Annotated in this window: 11 protein-coding genes; 5 read left to right on the forward strand and 6 right to left on the reverse strand. The window is 71.1% G+C overall.

The genetic code is table 11. From position 1 onward, the window contains the following. Positions 1-8 precede the first annotated feature (8 nt). From EJV46_RS13455 to EJV46_RS13470, 4 genes are all read right to left on the reverse strand, one after another. Complete coding sequence (locus tag EJV46_RS13455; protein ID WP_131549149.1) at positions 9-1,580, reverse strand: MDR family MFS transporter; 1,572 nt, start codon at positions 1,578-1,580, stop codon at positions 9-11. An 8-nt stretch (positions 1,581-1,588) separates the two neighbouring features. After that, a complete protein-coding gene (locus EJV46_RS13460) occupies positions 1,589-2,689 on the reverse strand; it encodes an HlyD family secretion protein (RefSeq protein WP_165585519.1) in 1,101 nt (366 codons plus the stop codon). Positions 2,690-2,861: 172 nt separating this feature from the next. Next, a complete protein-coding gene (locus EJV46_RS13465) occupies positions 2,862-3,080 on the reverse strand; it encodes a hypothetical protein (RefSeq protein WP_131549151.1) in 219 nt (72 codons plus the stop codon). Between the two features lie 33 nt (positions 3,081-3,113). Beyond that, the gene (locus EJV46_RS13470; protein ID WP_165585520.1) at positions 3,114-5,012 is read right to left on the reverse strand and encodes a molybdopterin-dependent oxidoreductase; all 1,899 of its coding nucleotides are present in this window, start codon (positions 5,010-5,012) and stop codon (positions 3,114-3,116) included. Between the two features lie 119 nt (positions 5,013-5,131). Here EJV46_RS13470 and EJV46_RS13475 point away from each other — a divergent pair, with 119 nt between their 5' ends. The 4 genes from EJV46_RS13475 (at position 5,132) to EJV46_RS13490 (ending at position 8,166) form a co-directional block, all read left to right on the forward strand. Beyond that, a complete protein-coding gene (locus tag EJV46_RS13475; RefSeq protein WP_131549153.1) occupies positions 5,132-5,998 on the forward strand; it encodes a hypothetical protein in 867 nt (288 codons plus the stop codon). Positions 5,999-6,051: 53 nt separating this feature from the next. Then, the gene (locus EJV46_RS13480; RefSeq protein WP_131549154.1) at positions 6,052-6,438 is read left to right on the forward strand and encodes a YciI family protein; all 387 of its coding nucleotides are present in this window, start codon (positions 6,052-6,054) and stop codon (positions 6,436-6,438) included. Then, a complete protein-coding gene (locus tag EJV46_RS13485) occupies positions 6,435-7,685 on the forward strand; it encodes an RNA polymerase sigma factor (RefSeq protein ID WP_131549155.1) in 1,251 nt (416 codons plus the stop codon). The genes EJV46_RS13480 and EJV46_RS13485 overlap by 4 nt, the downstream gene beginning before the upstream one ends. Before the next feature lie 76 nt (positions 7,686-7,761). Continuing rightward, entirely contained in the window at positions 7,762-8,166 is a 405-nt protein-coding gene (locus EJV46_RS13490) for a glyoxalase/bleomycin resistance/extradiol dioxygenase family protein (protein WP_131549156.1), read from the forward strand. 1 nt (position 8,167) lies between these two features. Here EJV46_RS13490 and EJV46_RS13495 read toward each other — a convergent pair whose 3' ends face one another. Further along, positions 8,168-11,407 carry a PAS domain-containing protein gene (locus EJV46_RS13495; RefSeq protein WP_131549157.1) on the reverse strand — a complete coding sequence of 1,080 codons (3,240 nt, stop codon included), beginning with the start codon at positions 11,405-11,407 and terminating at the stop codon, positions 8,168-8,170. 205 nt (positions 11,408-11,612) lie between these two features. Between EJV46_RS13495 and EJV46_RS13500 the strand changes: the two genes are divergently transcribed. Next, positions 11,613-12,917: an NAD(P)/FAD-dependent oxidoreductase gene (locus EJV46_RS13500; protein ID WP_131549158.1), complete on the forward strand. Its 1,305-nt coding sequence runs from the start codon at positions 11,613-11,615 to the stop codon at positions 12,915-12,917. A 126-nt stretch (positions 12,918-13,043) separates the two neighbouring features. Here the strand turns inward: EJV46_RS13500 and EJV46_RS13505 are convergent, their stop codons facing one another. Then, positions 13,044-16,136 carry an efflux RND transporter permease subunit gene (locus EJV46_RS13505; RefSeq protein ID WP_131549159.1) on the reverse strand — a complete coding sequence of 1,031 codons (3,093 nt, stop codon included), beginning with the start codon at positions 16,134-16,136 and terminating at the stop codon, positions 13,044-13,046. Position 16,137: the final 1 nt, after the last annotated feature.

Consider the following 16,137-nt stretch of genomic DNA (forward strand, 5'->3'; position numbering starts at 1 on the left):
AGATCACGTTAGCGGACCCGCGCCCCCGGTGGCTTCTGCCTGAGCGTCAGCCCCGGCAGCACCGCCAGCAGGCAGGCCAGCCCCACCGCGACGAAGGCGTCGCGGAAGCCCATCAGCCCCGCCTGCGCCTCCACCATCCGCATGAGGAAGTCGTGCGCGGCGTCGCGCCGCACCACCTCCGGCAGCCCGCCCTGCGTGTAGAGGTTTTCGAGCAGCCGCCGGACCTCCATCGTCGCGGTCCCGCCATCGATATAGGCGTTCAGGCCCTCGGCGTGCAGCTGCGTGCGCCGCTCCAGGTAGACGGCCAGCAGGTTCGTCCCGAAGGCGCCGCCCAGCATGCGGAAGAAGTTGATGCTGCCCGCGCCCTGGCCGAGCAGCGAGGGCGGCAACGCCCGCATCGCTCCCACGTTCATGTTGGGCATGGTCAGCCCGAGCCCGACGCGCCCGATCAGGATCCAGATCGCGAGCTGCCAGAAGGAGCTGTCCGTGCCGACGCCCGAGATCAGCCAGCTCGAATAGGCGAAGAGCAGAAGGCCGAGGCACACCGGGAGCCAGGGAGGCAGGAAATCCGCCAGCCGCCCGGCGAGGAGAAAGGCGAAGGCCACGGCGAAGCCCGCCGGCATCAGGATCAGCCCGGAGCGCGTGGGCGTATAGCCCTGCACCACCTGCACCAGCAGCGGCAGCAGGTAGGTCGAGCCGAAGATCGCGCCGCCGTAGATGAAGGCGACCATCGCCGCGCCGGTGAAGCCCCAGTGGCGGAACAGCCGCAGATCCATCAGCGGCGAGCGCGCGAAGCCCTGCCAGGTGACGAAGGCCAGCGCCGAGAAGCCCGCGATCGTGAGCTCGACCGTCACGCGGTCCGAGCCCCAGCCGTGCTGCTGGCCGTTGGTGAGGCCCGAGAGCAGCGTCGTCATGGCGAGGGCCAGCAGGATCGCGCCCGGCCAGTCGAAGGCGCGCGTCCCGGCCGAGAGGCGGCCGGGCATGAAGGCCATGCCCATGACCAGCCCCAGCAGCGCCGTCGGCAGCGAGAGGAAGAACACCGCATGCCAGGAATAGTGGTCCACCAGCACGCCGCCGAGCGTCGGCCCGATGGCGGGCGCCATCACCACGCCGAAGCTGAACAGCCCCATCGCCGTGCCGCGTCGCTCGGGCGGGAAGACGAGGAAGATGATCTGCATGGAGAGCGGCTGCAGCAGCCCCGCCGAGCCGCCCTGCAGCACGCGGCAGACGACCATGACGGTCGTGTCCGTCGCGAAGCCGGCGAGCAGGGAGGTGACCACGAAGATCGCGATGGAGCCGACATAGGTGATCTTGAAGCCGAAGCGGTCCACGGCCCAGGCGTTCACCAGCATGAAGCCGGTATTGGCGGCCAGGAAGCCGGTCGCGAGGAGCTGCCCTTCCTCCTGTCCCATGCCCAGCGCGCCCATGATGTCGGGCAGCGCAACGACCACGATGGTGGAGGAGAGGATGCAGGAGATGGTGCCCGTCAGCGCCGTCAGCGTCACGTACCAGCGGTAGGCGGGGCCGAAGCGAGCGAACATGGCCTCGATGGAGGCGCCGCCGCGGGCCGGTTCACTCACGCGCGCCCCTATTCATTGGCCTCGGCCTCCACCCGGACCAGCATGCCGGGGCGCAGCACGCCTGCCGGAGGCGGCGGGTCGAGCCGCACGCGGACCGGCAGGCGCTGGGTGATGCGGGTGAAGTTGCCGCTCGGATTGGGGCTCGGCAGCAGGGCGAACTCGCTGGTCGCGGCCTCGATGACGCGGTCCACCACGCCAGGAAACTCGCGCCCGGGCCAGGCGTCCACCGTCACGCGCACCGGCGTGCCCGGACGGAAGAAGCGGACCTCCGTCTCCTTCACATTGGCCTCGATGCGGATCTGCGCGGGGTTGTGCACCAGGATGATGCGCTGCCCGGCCAGGACGTATTCGCCTGGGTCCACGAAGATGCGGTCCACCACGCCGTCGAAGGGCATGCGCATGGTGCGGTCGGCAAGGTCCAGCGCGGCGCGGTCGCGCGTCGCGGTCAGCTCGCGCTCCTGTGGGCCGAGCGCCTCGAGCTGGCGGGCGATGACCTGCATCTCCTCGCGGGCGGCCAGTGCCGCGGCCATCAGCGCATCGGCGTTGCGGATCTCGGCGGCGGCGGAGATCACCCGCTGGCGGGAGGTGTCGAGGCCGGCGCGCAGCCGCTCCACGCTTTGCCGCGTTCCGCTGCCGCTGGCGATGAGGCTCTGGGCGCGGGCCAGCTCCGCCTCGGCGAAGACGCGCTCCGCCTCGGCGGCGGGCAGGGCGGCCCGGGCGGAGTCCAGCTTGGCGATGGCGGCCTCATGCGCGCTGGCGCTGGTGCGGTCCACCATGGCGAGGCGCGCCTCCAGCTCGGCCCGGCGGGCGCCGATGCCGGCGATGCGGGCGTTCAGCTCCTCGACGGCCAGCGCGGATTCGCGGCCGTCCATCTGCACGAGGAGCGCGCCCTCGCGCAGGCTGTCGCCGGCGACGGGCGGGATCTGCGTCACCCAGCCGGGCACGCGGCTGGCGAGGGTGATCATGTCCGAGGCCACGCGGGCGTCGTCGAGCACGACATGGTGGAACTGCCAGTGCAGCCAGCGGAAGCTCAGGCCCAGGCCGGCGAGCACGACCAGAACGAAGGCCGCTGCCCGAAACAGGCGACGCCGCGGTCTGTCCCGCCTCACCTGATCGACGCCTTCCTGCGCAGCGCGCTTGGGCGGCCCGATATCCATCTTCGACGTTTCCCAGCCTCCGGCAGTCCGGCGGCAACTCGAGTTCGTGAGCATAGGATGAAATTTCGTGGGCCGCCAATCCGTTGGCGGGTTACCTCGCCGTCAGGTCACGCGCCGCGCCGGCTCAGCCTCCCGCGGGAATGAGCTCCATCCGGCAGGGGATGGCGCCGGTGTTCACCGAGCCGCTGATCGGGTCCGCGGGCCCGGTGTAGGACAGCGCGGCGTTCACGTTCACCTCCAGCACGCCGAATTCCGGCCCGGGCCGCTCCGGCAGCCACCAGCCCACGCCGGTGGTGAGCACGCCGGGCTGTGTGCGGTCCGAGACCTGCACGCGCAGCCGCACCGGCCCCTTGCCGCCCTGCGTCTCGACCTTGATTTAGTCCTCCTCGGCGAGGCCGTATTCCGCGGCCGTCACCGGGTTCACATAGACCTTGGGATCCGGCGAGACCTTCCGGGCCCAGGCCTGCTCGCGGAAGCGGGAGTGGTGATAGGTCTTCTCCCGGATCCCGGTCTGCAGCCGCAGCGGGAAGTCGGGATCTTTCTCCACCACGCGGTCGAGCGGGGGCATGTAGTCGGGCAGGGGATCGAGGCCGAAGCGCTCCAGCAGGGTGGACCAGAGCTCGATCTTGCCGGTCGGCGTCGCGAACTTCTGGTTCTCGAAATCGCCCATGCGGTAGGGGAATTCGAGGAATCCCTTCTCCTTCAGCGCGTCGAGATCGATGTTGGAATCGCCGATGAGGAAGCGGTTGAACGCCTCGGGGGTCTTCCAGGGCAGCAGCTCGGCCTCGACGGCGCCCAGCGCGCGCATGCGGTCCAGCAGGCCCGCCGCGATGGTCAGGTCGCAGCGCGCCTCGCCCTGTGGCGCGCCCACGGCGGCCGTGTAGGTGATGCATGGCCCCTTGGCGGTGAGCGTGACCTCCTCCTCCTCCAGCCCGGTGGTCTTGGGCAGGACGAGGTCGGCCATGGCGGCGGTGGGCGTCATGGTCTGGGCGGCGACGGCGAAGAAGTCGAGCGAGCGCAGCGCGTCCAGCGTGCGCCGCGTGTCGGGATACATCACCGTGATGTTCACCCCGCTCGCATAGAGCGCGCGCACCGGATAGGGCTCGCCGGTCAGCATGGCGTCGAGGACGGAGCTGTTGTGGCAGGCCGTCTGCCAGCCCAGCGGCCCGGCCCAGAGCGGGTACTTGTCGGCGCCGATGGTCTGCTTCTCGACCTCCTCGGGAAGGCGGAAGCGGCTGTCGTGGATCAGGTCCATCCAGGTCCGGAAGCCGGCCGGCCGCTTGGCGCGGCGATTGCCGCCGGGCCGGTCGAGATTGCCGCTGATGGCCACCAGCGCATGGAAGGCGCGGAAGGTCTGCACGCCGTTGCTGGCGGCGTCGATCCCATGGCCGGAGACGAAGCAGGAGGGGCCGTCGGCGTACATCTCCGCCGCGCGCTGGATGTCGGCGGCCGGGCAGCCGGTGATGTCCGCGGCCACCTCGGGCGTATAGCGCGTCGCGCGTTCGGCCAGCTTCTCGAAGCCGTGGGTGTAGCGCGCCACGAAGTCGCGGGCGTAGAGGCCGTTCAAGATGAGGTGGCGGACCATCGCCATGGCGATGGCGCCGTCCGTGCCCGGCTCCGGCCGGAGCCAGAGGTCGGCGATCTCGGCCGCCTGGGTGCGGAAGGGGTCGATCACGATGATCTTCCCGCCGCGCGCCTGCATTTTCTTCACCTCGATCCATTGCGGCGGATCGGCCATGGCCGGGTTGCGGCCGACGATGAGCAGGCAGCGGGCGGCCTCCACCTCCTCGCCCCCCTGGATGGAGAGGCCGGTGACCTTGTCGCTCACCCCGCGGCATCCGCCGCAGAGATCCTGATTGATCATCCAGTTGGGCGAGCCCAGCGAGCGCATCAGCAGCGCCATGATCGGCCCGCGACTGAAGGCGGCGCCGCTGACCGCGCCGACGAGCGACTTCGGGCCGTATTTGCCGCGGACCTCGGCCATCCGCCGCGCCATCTCGTCCAGCGCGGAGTCCCAGCTCACCTGCTCCCATTGGCCGGAGCCGCGCGGACCCACCCGGCGCAGCGGGTGGCGCAGGCGGCTGTCCTGGTAGGTCTGCTCGGGAAGCGCCCTGATGCCCTTGACGCAGAAGGCCCCGCGCGAGACGGGGCTGGCCGGGTTCGGCGCCACCTTCACCACCCGGCCGGCATCGTCGACGGTGAGGATCGAGCCGCAATAGGCGGAGCATTCCCAGCAGGTGCTGTGGACGGTCCTGGGGGAGGCGATCTGGTTCATCGGACAGCTTCCTGCGAAGGCTTCGTACATTGCGGCACGTCGCGCGGGCATGGGCAAGCAGCTTGCGATCCGGCGGGCCGGAGGCGATCCTGGCCGGAGAAGATCCCCGGGAGGCTGGCGTGCTCAGGACGGTGCGGCGACTGGCGATGACCGCCGCGCCATTGCTCTGCCTTCTCGCCGCGGAGGCCCGGGCGACGCCGGAGGTCGCGGCGGCCTATCGGGCCATGGAGCCGCTCTGGCGGCAGGTCCTCGCCGCTTCACTGCGTCGGGCTACCTGGTCCGCGCGGCGCGCGGAGTTGGAGGACGAGGCGCACTGGGCCACCCTCTCGCCGGGGGATCGCCTCGCCGTGCTCGCGACCGAGACCGAGCGGCTGCGGCGGGAGCTGGCCCATCGCCGCGCCGTCCCGTCCCGGACCGAGCGCCTCGGCGAGGGATGCGTCGGCCCCTTGCGCGGCTGCCGCGTCCTGGCCGGCGGGGTGCTGCGCGGCGAGGACGGGATGGAGCTGCGATGGCAGTTCCAGCGCGGCTTCACGCCCGAGACGGGCACCACTGGCGGCCTGCTGGTCTTCGAACGGCGCGGCCGGGAGCTGCACCCGCTCACCTGGTCCTTCGAGGGCTACGACTGGCAGGCGCCCCGGCTCGTCGAGCATGACGACGGCCTTCTCCTGGCCGCGAACGGCTTCCGGGCCGGCAGCGGGCACGGCAATGCGGACCTGCTCTATCGCCGGTCCGGCGACGCCTGGCGCGAGGTCGAGCTGGAAAGCTGGAAGCTGGCCCTGCCGCGGCACCTGCCCGCGGGACTCGGCGTCCTGAAGGGCGTCGACTACGATTTCGCCCGCATGACCGCGCGCATGTCGCTCTGGCGCGACGCCGACGGCCATTGCTGCCCGACCGGCGGCCAGGCCCTCGCCGATCTGCGCCTCGACGGCGACCGGCTCGTGCTGGTCCGTCTCCGGCGGATCGGCCTTGACGATTTTCCCGGATGAGGATGTCGGCGCGCGGCCTCCTCCTCCGTCCTTGAGCCAGGAGGCCCCGCCGCATGCTCTATGCCATTCTCTGCTACGATTCCGAGGACGTGGTCTGGGCCTGGACCAAGGAGGAGGAGGCCGCCGCCATGGCCCGCCTCGGCACGGTGCAGGAGAAGCTGGCCGCGCAGGGGCGGCTCGGCCCCGTCGCGCGGCTGCTGCCCACGACCTCGGCCATGACGCTGCGCAAGGGGCGGGAACAGCTCGTCATCGACGGTCCCTTCGCCGAGACGAAGGAGCAGCTGCTCGGCTTCTACATCGTGGATTGCACGGATCTGGAGCAGGCGCTGGAGACGGCGAGGGAGCTGGCCGCCGCCAGCGGCACGGCTGGCGCCTTCGAGATCCGGCCGCTCGCGATCTTCCGGCCCGGAGGCCAGGTGAAAGGAATGGAGGGCGGGTGACGGACCTCGCCTGGATCGAAGCCGCGCTGGTCTCGGCCCGCCCCAAGGCGGTGGGCGCGCTGCTGCGCCACTTCCGCGACCTGGACACGGCCGAGGAGGCCTTCCAGGACGCCTCGCTGCGGGCGCTGAAGCACTGGCCGGTGAACGGCCCGCCGCGCGACCCGACGGCCTGGCTCATCATGGTCGCCCGCAACGCCGCGATCGACGGCAAGCGGCGGCGGGCGCGCGAGGCGCCGCTGCCCGAGGACGAACGGCTCTCCGACCTGGAGGACGCGGAGTCCCCGCTCGCGGAACGCCTTGACGAATCCGACTACCGCGACGACGTGCTGCGCCTGCTCTTCATCTGCTGCCATCCGGCGCTGACCCTGGCGCAGCAGATCCCGCTCGCGCTCCGCATCGTCTCCGGCGTGCCGGTGCGCGAGATCGCCCGCGCCTTCCTCGTGGGCGAGGCCGCCATGGAGCAGCGCATCACCCGGGCCAAGGCCCGCATCGCCGCCGCCGCGCTGCCCTTCGAGACGCCGGGCGCGGCGGAGCGCGCCGAACGCCTCGGTGCCGTCGCGACCATGGTCTATCTCATCTTCAACGAGGGCTATTCCGCCGCCGGGCACGATCGCGCGGCAAGCGATCGGGCCGCCCTGGCCGGCGAGGCCATCCGTCTCGCGCGGCTGCTGCTGCGGCTGTTCCCGACCGAGCCCGAGATCATGGGCCTGACCGCGCTGCTCCTGCTGCAGCAGGCCCGCACGCCGGCCCGCTTCGACGCGGGGGGCGCCGTGATCCTGCTGGAGGAGCAGGATCGCGGCCTGTGGAACCGCGCCATGATCGCCGAGGGCCTCGCCCTCATCGACAAGGCGATGCGCCACCGCGCGCCCGCGCCCTACCAGGTCCAGGCCGCCATCGCCGCCCTGCACGCCCGCGCGGCGCGGCCGGAGGAGACGGACTGGCCGCAGATCGACCGGCTCTATGCCGCGCTGGAGCGCATGCAGCCCTCGCCGGTGGTGACGCTGAATCGCGCCGTTGCGGTGTCGAAGACGCGGGGCGCAGCGGCGGCGCTGGAGATGGTGGAGCCGCTGGGCGACCGGCTGTCCGGCTACTTCCCCTTCCATGGGCTCAAGGGCGCGCTGCTGCGCGAGCTCGGCCGCATCGACGAGGCGCGCAGCGCCTTCGGGCGGGCGATCGCCCTGGCCGGCACGCTGGCCGAGGCCGCGCATATCCGCACGCATCTCGACCGGCTGGCGAAAGATTCCTGACCCGGGATGTCGGATCGGGACCCCTCGCCGCGTCCTTGGGCACGGCGCCGGAAGCCCGGACACAAAGGAGAAGACCATGAATGACGGCCAAAGACTGCCCGAGGTGAAGGGCGGCATCGCCCCCTATCTGATGGTGGAGGGCGCCATGAAGGCCGCCGAATTCTACCGGACGGCCCTGGGCGCCGAGATCGCCGGCGCCATGCCGCCCGACGGGAGCGGCCGCACCATGCATGTCCACCTCTACATCAACGGCGGCTCGCTGATGATGACCGACCCCTGGCCCGAGCACGGCCATCCCGCGAAGGAGCACCACGGCACCACGCTGCACCTCCAGGTGGAGGATGTCGATTTCTGGTGGGAGCGCGCCGTCGAGGCGGGAATGACGATCACCATGCCGCTGGCCGTCCAGTTCTGGGGCGACCGCTACGGCCAGCTCAGGGACCCCTTCGGCGTGAGCTGGAGCCTGGCCTCGCGCGGCTGACTCAGCCCGGCTTCTTCCGCGCCGCCTCCAGCACCCGCGTGATCTCGGCGCCGCCATAGGGCTTGCTCAGGAGGTGGACATTGGCCTGGCCGGCCATGGCGGGCCGCTCGTTGTAGCCGGTCGCGAAGATGACCCCGATCTCCGGCCGCGCCGCGCGCACAAGGGCCGCGACCTCCGTGCCCGGCATGCCGGGCAGCCCGATATCGGTGAAGAGCACGTCGAGCGGCGCGCCCCTCTCGATGACGGCCAGCGCCTGCTTGCCGTCGCCGGCCTCCAGCACCTCGTGGCCGAGCTTGCGAAGGAGCTCGGCGGTGCTCATGCGGATGATGAGGTCGTCCTCCACCAGCAGGATCCGCAGGCCGTCGGCCCCCTTCGAGGACGCCTCGGCGGCGCGGCGGGCCGGCTCCGGCCTTCGCGGCGGCCGGCTCGACAGCACCTGCCGCACCTTCCGGGCCAGCGCGTCGAGCGTATAGGGCTTGGACAGCAGCTCCACCCCCGGATCGAGCCGGCCGCCATGGACGATGGCGTTGTCGGTGTAGCCGGAGGTGAAGATCACCGCGATGTCGGGCTGGCGCTCGGCGGCCTTGCGCGCCAGCTCGGTGCTCTTCATCGGCCCCGGCATCACCACGTCGGTGAAGAGCAGGTCCACCTTGATGCCGCTCTCGATCACCGTGAAGGCACTGGCCGCATCGCGCGCCTTCAGCACGCGGTAGCCGAGGTTGGTCAGCACGGCGACGGTGGTCTCCAGCACCTGCTCGTCGTCCTCGGCGACGAGGATGGTCTCCGTCCCGCCGGCGACCGGGCCGTGGTCGCTGCCGGGCACGATGTCCTCGCGCTGGTCGGCGCGCGGCAAATAGAGCTTCACGGTCGTGCCCTGGCCGAGCTCCGAATAGATCTTCACATGCCCGCCGGACTGCTTCACGAAGCCGTAGACCATGGAAAGGCCGAGGCCGGTGCCCTTGCCTTCGGGCTTGGTCGAGAAGAAGGGCTCGAAGGCCTGCTGCGCGACCTCGGCCGGCATGCCGGAGCCGGTGTCGGTCACCGCCAGCACCACGTATTGCCCCGGCTCCACCTCGTCGTTGTGGCGGACGTAATAGTCGTCCAGGAAGGCATTTCCGGCCTCGATGGTGAGCTTGCCCCCGCCCTCCATCGCGTCGCGCGCGTTGATGGCGAGGTTGAGCAGCGCGGTCTCGATCTGCGTCGGATCGATCATCGTGTTCCACAGCCCGCCGGAGACGACGGTTTCGACCTCCACCGTCTCGCCCAGCGCGCGGCGCAGCATGTCGTCCATGCCGGTGATCAGCCGGCCGATGTTCATCACCTTGGGCGCCAGGGGCTGCCGGCGGCCAAAGGCCAGCAGCTGGCTGGCGAGCTTGGAACCGCGCGCGACGCCGGCCAGCGCGTTGCCGACGAGGCGGCCGGCCCGCTGGTCCTCGCCGATCTCGCGCGCCAGCAGCTCGAGGTTGCCCGAGATGACCTGCAGCAGGTTGTTGAAGTCGTGCGCGACGCCGCCGGTGAGCTTGCCGATGGTCTCCATCTTCTGCGACTGCTGCAGCGCCGCCTCGGAGGCCTTCAGCGCGGCCGCGGCCTCATGCTCCGCCGTCACGTCCCGGCCGACGCCGTGGATCAGCCCGCCATCGGGGACGGCGGTCCAGGAGAGGATGCAGGTGCCGCCCGCCTTCACCCGGAAGCGGTTCTGGAAGCCGATGGTCCGCGCCCCGGCCGCGAGGCGGTCCATCTGGCCGATGGTGGGCGCCCGGTCCTCCGGATGCACGAAATCCAGCAGCGGATGGCCCAGCGCCTCCTGCTCGGTCCAGCCGAGCAGGCTCGTCCAGGCGGGGTTCACGGCCAGGATCGTGCCGTCGAAGCGCACCACGATCATGAGGTCGGTCGAGAGGCGCCACATGCGGTCGCGCTCGGCGGTGCGCTGCTCGACCTGCTGCTCCAGCGTGTCGGCGAGGTCGGACAGCGCCTCGCCCGCGGCGCGCTCGTCCTCGATGTCGGTGTTGGTGCCGATCCAGCGCCGGACCTGCCCGTCCTCGCCGCGGATCGGCAGGGCGCGCGACAGGTGCCACCGCCAGGTCCCGTCGGCGCGGCGGAGCCGGAACTGGGTCTCGTAGATCTCCTCCGAGGCGACGGCCTCGGCCCAGCGCTCCTCGGCGCCGGCCATGTCCTCCGGATGGACGATGCCGGCCCAGCCCTTGCCGTCCAGCGAGCCGGGCGCGGCGCCGCTGTATTCGTAGACCTTGACGTTGAACCAATCGAGCCGGCCGTCCGGCAGCGCGGTCCAGACGTGGTTCGGCATGGCCTGGGCGAAGGTCTCGAACTGCGCCTCGCTGGCGCGCGCCGCCCGCTCGGCGGCCACCCGGTCCGTCGCGTCGAGCCCCTGGACGAAGAGGCCGAAGATCGCCCCCGCCCCATCGCGCAGCGGCTGGTAGACGAGGTCGACATGCCGCAGCTGCGGGGCGGCGCCGGGCCTGCGCTGGAGCCGCATCGCGAGGCCGGCGCCGGAATAGGCCACGCCCGAGGCATAGACCTGATCCATCAGGCCGAAGAAGCCCTGGCCCTCCAGCTCCGGCAGCGCCTCGCGGATCGGCAGGCCCACCACCTCGCGATGGCCGACGAGCTGCTGGAAGGCAGGGTTCGCGAGCTCGAAAACATGGCGCTCGCCGGTCAGCACGGCGATGAAGCCGGGGGCCTGCTCGAACATCTGCCGCAGCCGCTCGCGCTCGCCGCTGAGCCAGCGGGCGGCGCGCACCTTCCCGCTGGTCTCGACGAGGTGGCAGATGACGCCGCCGGGCCGGCCGCTCTCGTCGATCACCGGCGAGTAGTAGAGGTTCATCCAGACCTGCTCGGCGGTGCCGTGGCGGTACAGGACGAGCTCCCGGTCCTCGTATTCCAGCGTGCCGCCGGCGAGGCCGACCTTCATGACGTTGTCGTTGAAGGCCGCGACCTCAGGCCAGCCCTCGCGCACCTTGGAGCCCAGCAGCTCCGGGTGGCGCCGCCCCGCGAAGCCGGCATAGGCGTCGTTGTAGATCATGACGCCGTCCTCGCCCCAGAGCAGGACCATGGCGATGGGCGAGCGCAGCATGAGCGAGACGGTGCTGCGCAGGCTCTGCGGCCAGCCGGCGATGGGCCCGATGGCGCTGGCGGCCCATTCGAAGCGCTCCACCAGATTCCCCATCTCGCCACCACCGGCGAGGAAGTTGTGGTCGGCGATGTCCGGACGTTCTTCCGCCATACGGGGGGTCAGAGCCTTTGCGCGAGTTTGCCGCTCTCCCCGCGGCGCGGCGACAAGCTGGATCGGCATGGGAATTCGCGCAAGCCGGAGGCGGTGTCCAGGAGGCGCGTCGAGGCGCTTCCCGGTTTCCTTTCCATGAAGCCCCGGCCCGGAGCATCTTTCCCCGGGGCCGCCGCCACGCCATCTGCGGGACTGGAGGTTCCTCATGCATCGCATCGTCATCGTCGGCGGGGGCGCGGCCGGGCTCGAGTTGGCCACGCGGCTCGGCAGGCAGTACGGCCGGGGCGACCGCGCCGGCATCACGCTGGTGGAGCGCGCGCGGACGCATCTGTGGAAGCCGCTGCTGCACGAGGTCGCCGCCGGCAGCCTGGACCGGGCGCAGAACGAGCTCGACTACCTCGCCCAGGCGCACTGGAACCACTTCACCTACCGCTTCGGCGAGATGACCGGCCTGGACCGCGAGGCCCGGGAGATCGAGCTCGGCCCCACCTTCGACGAGGAGGGGCGCGAGATCACGCCCGCGACCCGCCTGGGCTACGACACGCTCGTCATGGCCGTGGGCAGCGTCACCAATGATTTCGGCACGCCGGGCGCGGCCCGGTACGCCATCCCGCTCGACACGACGGATCAGGCGAGCCGCTTCCACCGCCGCCTCATCAACGCCTGCCTGCGCGCCAATGCCCAGGAGGAGCCCGTGCGGCCGGGGCAGCTCCATGTCGCCGTCATCGGCGCCGGGGCCACCGGCACGGAGCTGGCGGCCGAGCTCCACCGGACCGTGCGCGCGGTGGTGGCCTATGGGCTCGACCACATCGTGCCGGAGCGCGACATCCGGATCGTCCTGGTGGAGGCGGCGCCGCGCATCCTGCCCGCCCTGCCCGAGCGCATCGCCGGCGAGACCATGCGCCTGCTGCGCGAGCTGGGCGTGGAAGTCCGCACCGGCACCCGCGTCGCCGAGGTGCGCGCGGAAGGGATCGTGCTGGCCGATGGCGGCTTCCTCCCCGCGGAGCTCATCGTCTGGGCGGCGGGGGTGAAGGGGCCCGACTTCCTGCAGGGGATCGGCGGGCTCGAGACCAACCGCATCAACCAGCTCGTGGTGGAGCAGACGCTGCGGACGACGCGCGACCCCGCCATCTTCGCGATCGGCGACTGCGCCGCCTGCCCGCAGCCGGGCCGCGACCAGCCCGTGCCGCCGCGGGCCCAGGCGGCGCACCAGATGGCGTCGCACATGATCGGGCTGGTGGAGCGAATCCTGGAGGGGAAGCCGCTGGAGCCCTTCGTCTATCGCGACTTCGGCTCGCTCGTGTCGCTGGGGAGGTACAGCACCGTGGGAAGCCTCATGGGCGGGCTGCTGGGGCGCAGCTTCTTCGTCGAGGGGCTTTTCGCCCGGCTGATGTACCGGTCGCTGTACCAGATGCATCTGGCGGCCCTGCTCGGCAAGGCGCCGACCCTGTGGCGCTACTGGCTGTCGCTCTTCTCGCAGCGCCCGGCGCCGACGGTGAAGCTGCACTGATTTGTGCCCTCAGGCGCCGGGCGCGGGCCCGCCGCCTCGGCTTCGCCGCGCCACTGGAACACCAGGCCTGGCTGTGGTGTGGGCGGCGCCGGCCGTTTTGCGGCCGGATCAGGAAGGAAGGGCCTGCTACTCCGCCGGCAAGGGCGGCGCGGCGATCCGCTCGCGCTTCCCGCCCGCCAGGCTCTCCAGCGCCAGGTACACCACGGGCGTCGTGTAGAGCGTCAGCAGCTGCGACAGCGCCAGGCCGCCGATGATCGCGATGCCGAGCGGCTGGCGCAGCTCGCTGCCCGGCCCGGTGCCGATCGCCAGCGGAATGGCGCCCAGCAGGGCGGCGAGCGTCGTCATCAGGATGGGGCGGAAGCGCTCGCGGCAGGCCTCCAGGATGGCCTGCTCGCCCGGCTCGCCGCCCTCGCGCTCGTGCTGGAGCGCGAAGTCCACCATCATGATTGCGTTCTTCTTCACGATGCCCATCAGAAGGATCACGCCGATCAGCGCGATCACCGTGAAGGGCGTGTTCGTCAGGATCAGGGCCAGCAGCGCGCCGATGCCGGCCGTCGGCAGGGTGGAGATGATGGTCAGCGGGTGGATCAGGCTCTCGTAGAGAATGCCGAGCACCAGGTAGATGCTGACCAGCGCCGCGAGGATGAGCAGGGTCTGGCCGGTCTGGAAGGAGCGGAAGACGCGCGCATTGCCGGCGAACTCGCCGCGCACGGTGGCCGGCATGCCGATGGCGCGCTGCGCCTGCTCGACCAGCGCCGCCGCCTCGCCCAGCGCCACGCCGGGCGCGAGGTTGAAGGTGATGGTCGAGGCCGGGAACTGCCCCTGGTGCATGATGGAGAGCGGCGCGCTCGACCGCTCCAGCCGCGTGACCGCGCTGAGCGGCACCTGGCCGCCGCTGCCGGACACGTAGATGTCGTCCAGCTGGCGGGGATCCTCGGTCAGGCGCGGGTCGATCTCCATGATGACGCGGTACTGGTTGCGCGTGCGGTAGATCACGCTCACCTGCCGCTGCGCGAAGGCATTGTTGAGCGTCTGGTTGATCGCCTGGATGCTGAGGCCGAGGCGCGCGGCGGCGTCGCGGTCCACCACCAGCCGCGAGACCAGCCCCGCGCGCTCCTGGTCCGAGGAGACGTCGGCGAGCTGCGGCACGGTCCGCAGCTGCCGCACCAGCCGTTCCGACCAGGTCTGCAACTCGTCGAGGTCGGGCGCCAGCAGCGCGTATTGGAAGGAGGCATTGCCGGCGCGGCCGCCCACGTTGATGTCCTGCACCGAGCGCATGAAGGTCTGCGCCCCGGGGATTCGGTTGAGCGGCCCGCGCAGCCGGTTGATGATGTCGTTGGCCGTGACGCCCGGCCTTTCGGATTCCGGCTTCAGCGAGATGAACATCCGGGCCGTGCTGCCGGAACCGCCGCCGCCGCCGCCCACCGAGACGCCGAGCGAGGCGACGCCCGGATCGGCCATGATGATGTCCACCGCCCTTTGCTGGAGGCCCATCATGGTCTGGAAGGAGGTGTCGGGCGCCGCCTGCACGGTGCCGGCGATCAGCCCGGTATCCTGCGCCGGGAAGAAGTCCTTGGGCACGATGATGTAGAGCCAGACCGTGAGGCCGACGAGGCTCACCGTGAAGAGCAGCATGATCGCGCGGAACCGCAGCACGACCTTCAGGCTCGCCATGTAGCCCTCGATCGTCGCGGCCATGACCCATTCGAAGGCGCGGCCGAACCAGCCCGGCCTGCGCTCCACGCCGGAAGCCATGCGCGCGGCGACCATGGGCGTGACGGTCAGCGAGATGACCGCCGAGAAGGCGACGGCGACGGCCAGCGTGACGGAGAATTCGCGGAACATCCGCCCCACGATGCCCGGCATGAAGAGCAGCGGGATGAAGACCGCGATCAGCGAGAGGGTGATGGAGACGACCGTGAAGCCGATCTGCCGCGCGCCCTCGAGGGCGGCTTCCATGGCGGGCATGCCCTTCTCGCGCAATCGGGTCATGTTCTCGATCATGACGATGGCGTCGTCCACGACGAAGCCGACCGAGATGGTCAACGCCATCAGCGAGAGGTTGTCGAGCGAGTAGCCCAGCAGCCACATCACCGCGAGGGTGCCCAGCAGCGAGAGCGGCACGGAGATGGCCGCGGCGAAGACCGCGGCCCGGCGGCGCAGGAAGGCCGCCACGACCAGGACGACCAGGACGATCGAGATGACGAGCGTGAACTGCACCTCCTCCACGCTGGCGCGGATGGTCTCGGAACGGTCGCGGATGGTGTGGACGTGCACGCCGTTCGGCAGCCAGCGCTGCAGGTCGGGCAGCAGCTTCTGGATGTTGTCCACCACCTCGATCACATTGGCGTCGGGCTGCTTGTAGATGACGGCGATGACGGCCGGCCGGCCATTGTAGCTGCCGCCCTGCCGCCGGTCGCGCACGCCGAGCTCGACATGGGCGATGTGGGAGAGGCGCATGATCGCGCCGTCCTGCGCGCGTAGGATGAGGTTGGCGTAGTCCTGCGCCTGGTCGATCCGGTCGTTGATCGAGATGGCGCCGCCCTGCTCGGTGCCGTCGATGAGGCCGGTCGGCTGGGTGATGTTGGATCTGGTGACGGTGCTGCGGATGTTCTCCAGCGAGATCCCGGCCGAGGCCGCGGCGGCGGGGTCCACCTGGATCCGGATGGCCGGCTGCTCCGCCCCGGTCACCTGCACCTGCGCCACGCCGTCGATCCGGGCGATGCGCGGCGAGACGATGCTGTCCACCGCGTCGTAGACCGCGCCCGGCGCCAGGGTGTCGGAGGTGACGGCGAGGATCAGGATGGGCGCGTCGGCGGGATTGGCCTTGCGGAAGGTGGGCGGGTTCGGCAGGCCGGCGGGCAGGTCGGTCCCGGCGGCGTTGATCGCCGCCTGCACGTCCTTCGCCGCGTCGGAGACCGAGCGGTTCAGGTCGAACTGCACGACGACCGAGGTGCTGCCGAGCGAGGAGCGCGAGGTCATCTCCGAGACCCCGGCGATGGCGCCCAGCCGCCGCTCCAGCGGCGCCGCGACGGAGGAGGCCATGACCGCGGGATCGGCGCCCGGCTGGCTCGCCGAGACCACGATGGTCGGCAGGTCCATGCGCGGCAGCGGCGCGACCGGCAGGCCGAAATAGGCGACCATCCCGGCCAGCGCCAGGCCCACCGAGAGCATCACCGTCGCGATGGGCCGCCGGATGAAGGGCTCGGAGATCGACATG

The sequence above is a fragment of the Roseococcus sp. SYP-B2431 genome (assembly GCF_004336745.1).
Lineage (GTDB): Bacteria > Pseudomonadota > Alphaproteobacteria > Acetobacterales > Acetobacteraceae > Roseococcus.

Bases quoted from the DNA above. Each gene is read 5' to 3' on its own strand.
- EJV46_RS13470 (WP_165585520.1), bottom strand. From the start codon at position 5,012: ATGAACCAGATCGCCTCCCCCAGGACCGTCCACAGCACCTGCTGGGAA.
- EJV46_RS13480 (WP_131549154.1), top strand. From the start codon at position 6,052: ATGCTCTATGCCATTCTCTGCTACGATTCCGAGGACGTGGTCTGGGCC.
- EJV46_RS13490 (WP_131549156.1), top strand. From the start codon at position 7,762: ATGAATGACGGCCAAAGACTGCCCGAGGTGAAGGGCGGCATCGCCCCC.
- EJV46_RS13495 (WP_131549157.1), bottom strand. From the start codon at position 11,407: ATGGCGGAAGAACGTCCGGACATCGCCGACCACAACTTCCTCGCCGGT.
- EJV46_RS13500 (WP_131549158.1), top strand. From the start codon at position 11,613: ATGCATCGCATCGTCATCGTCGGCGGGGGCGCGGCCGGGCTCGAGTTG.
- EJV46_RS13505 (WP_131549159.1), bottom strand. From the start codon at position 16,136: ATGTCGATCTCCGAGCCCTTCATCCGGCGGCCCATCGCGACGGTGATG.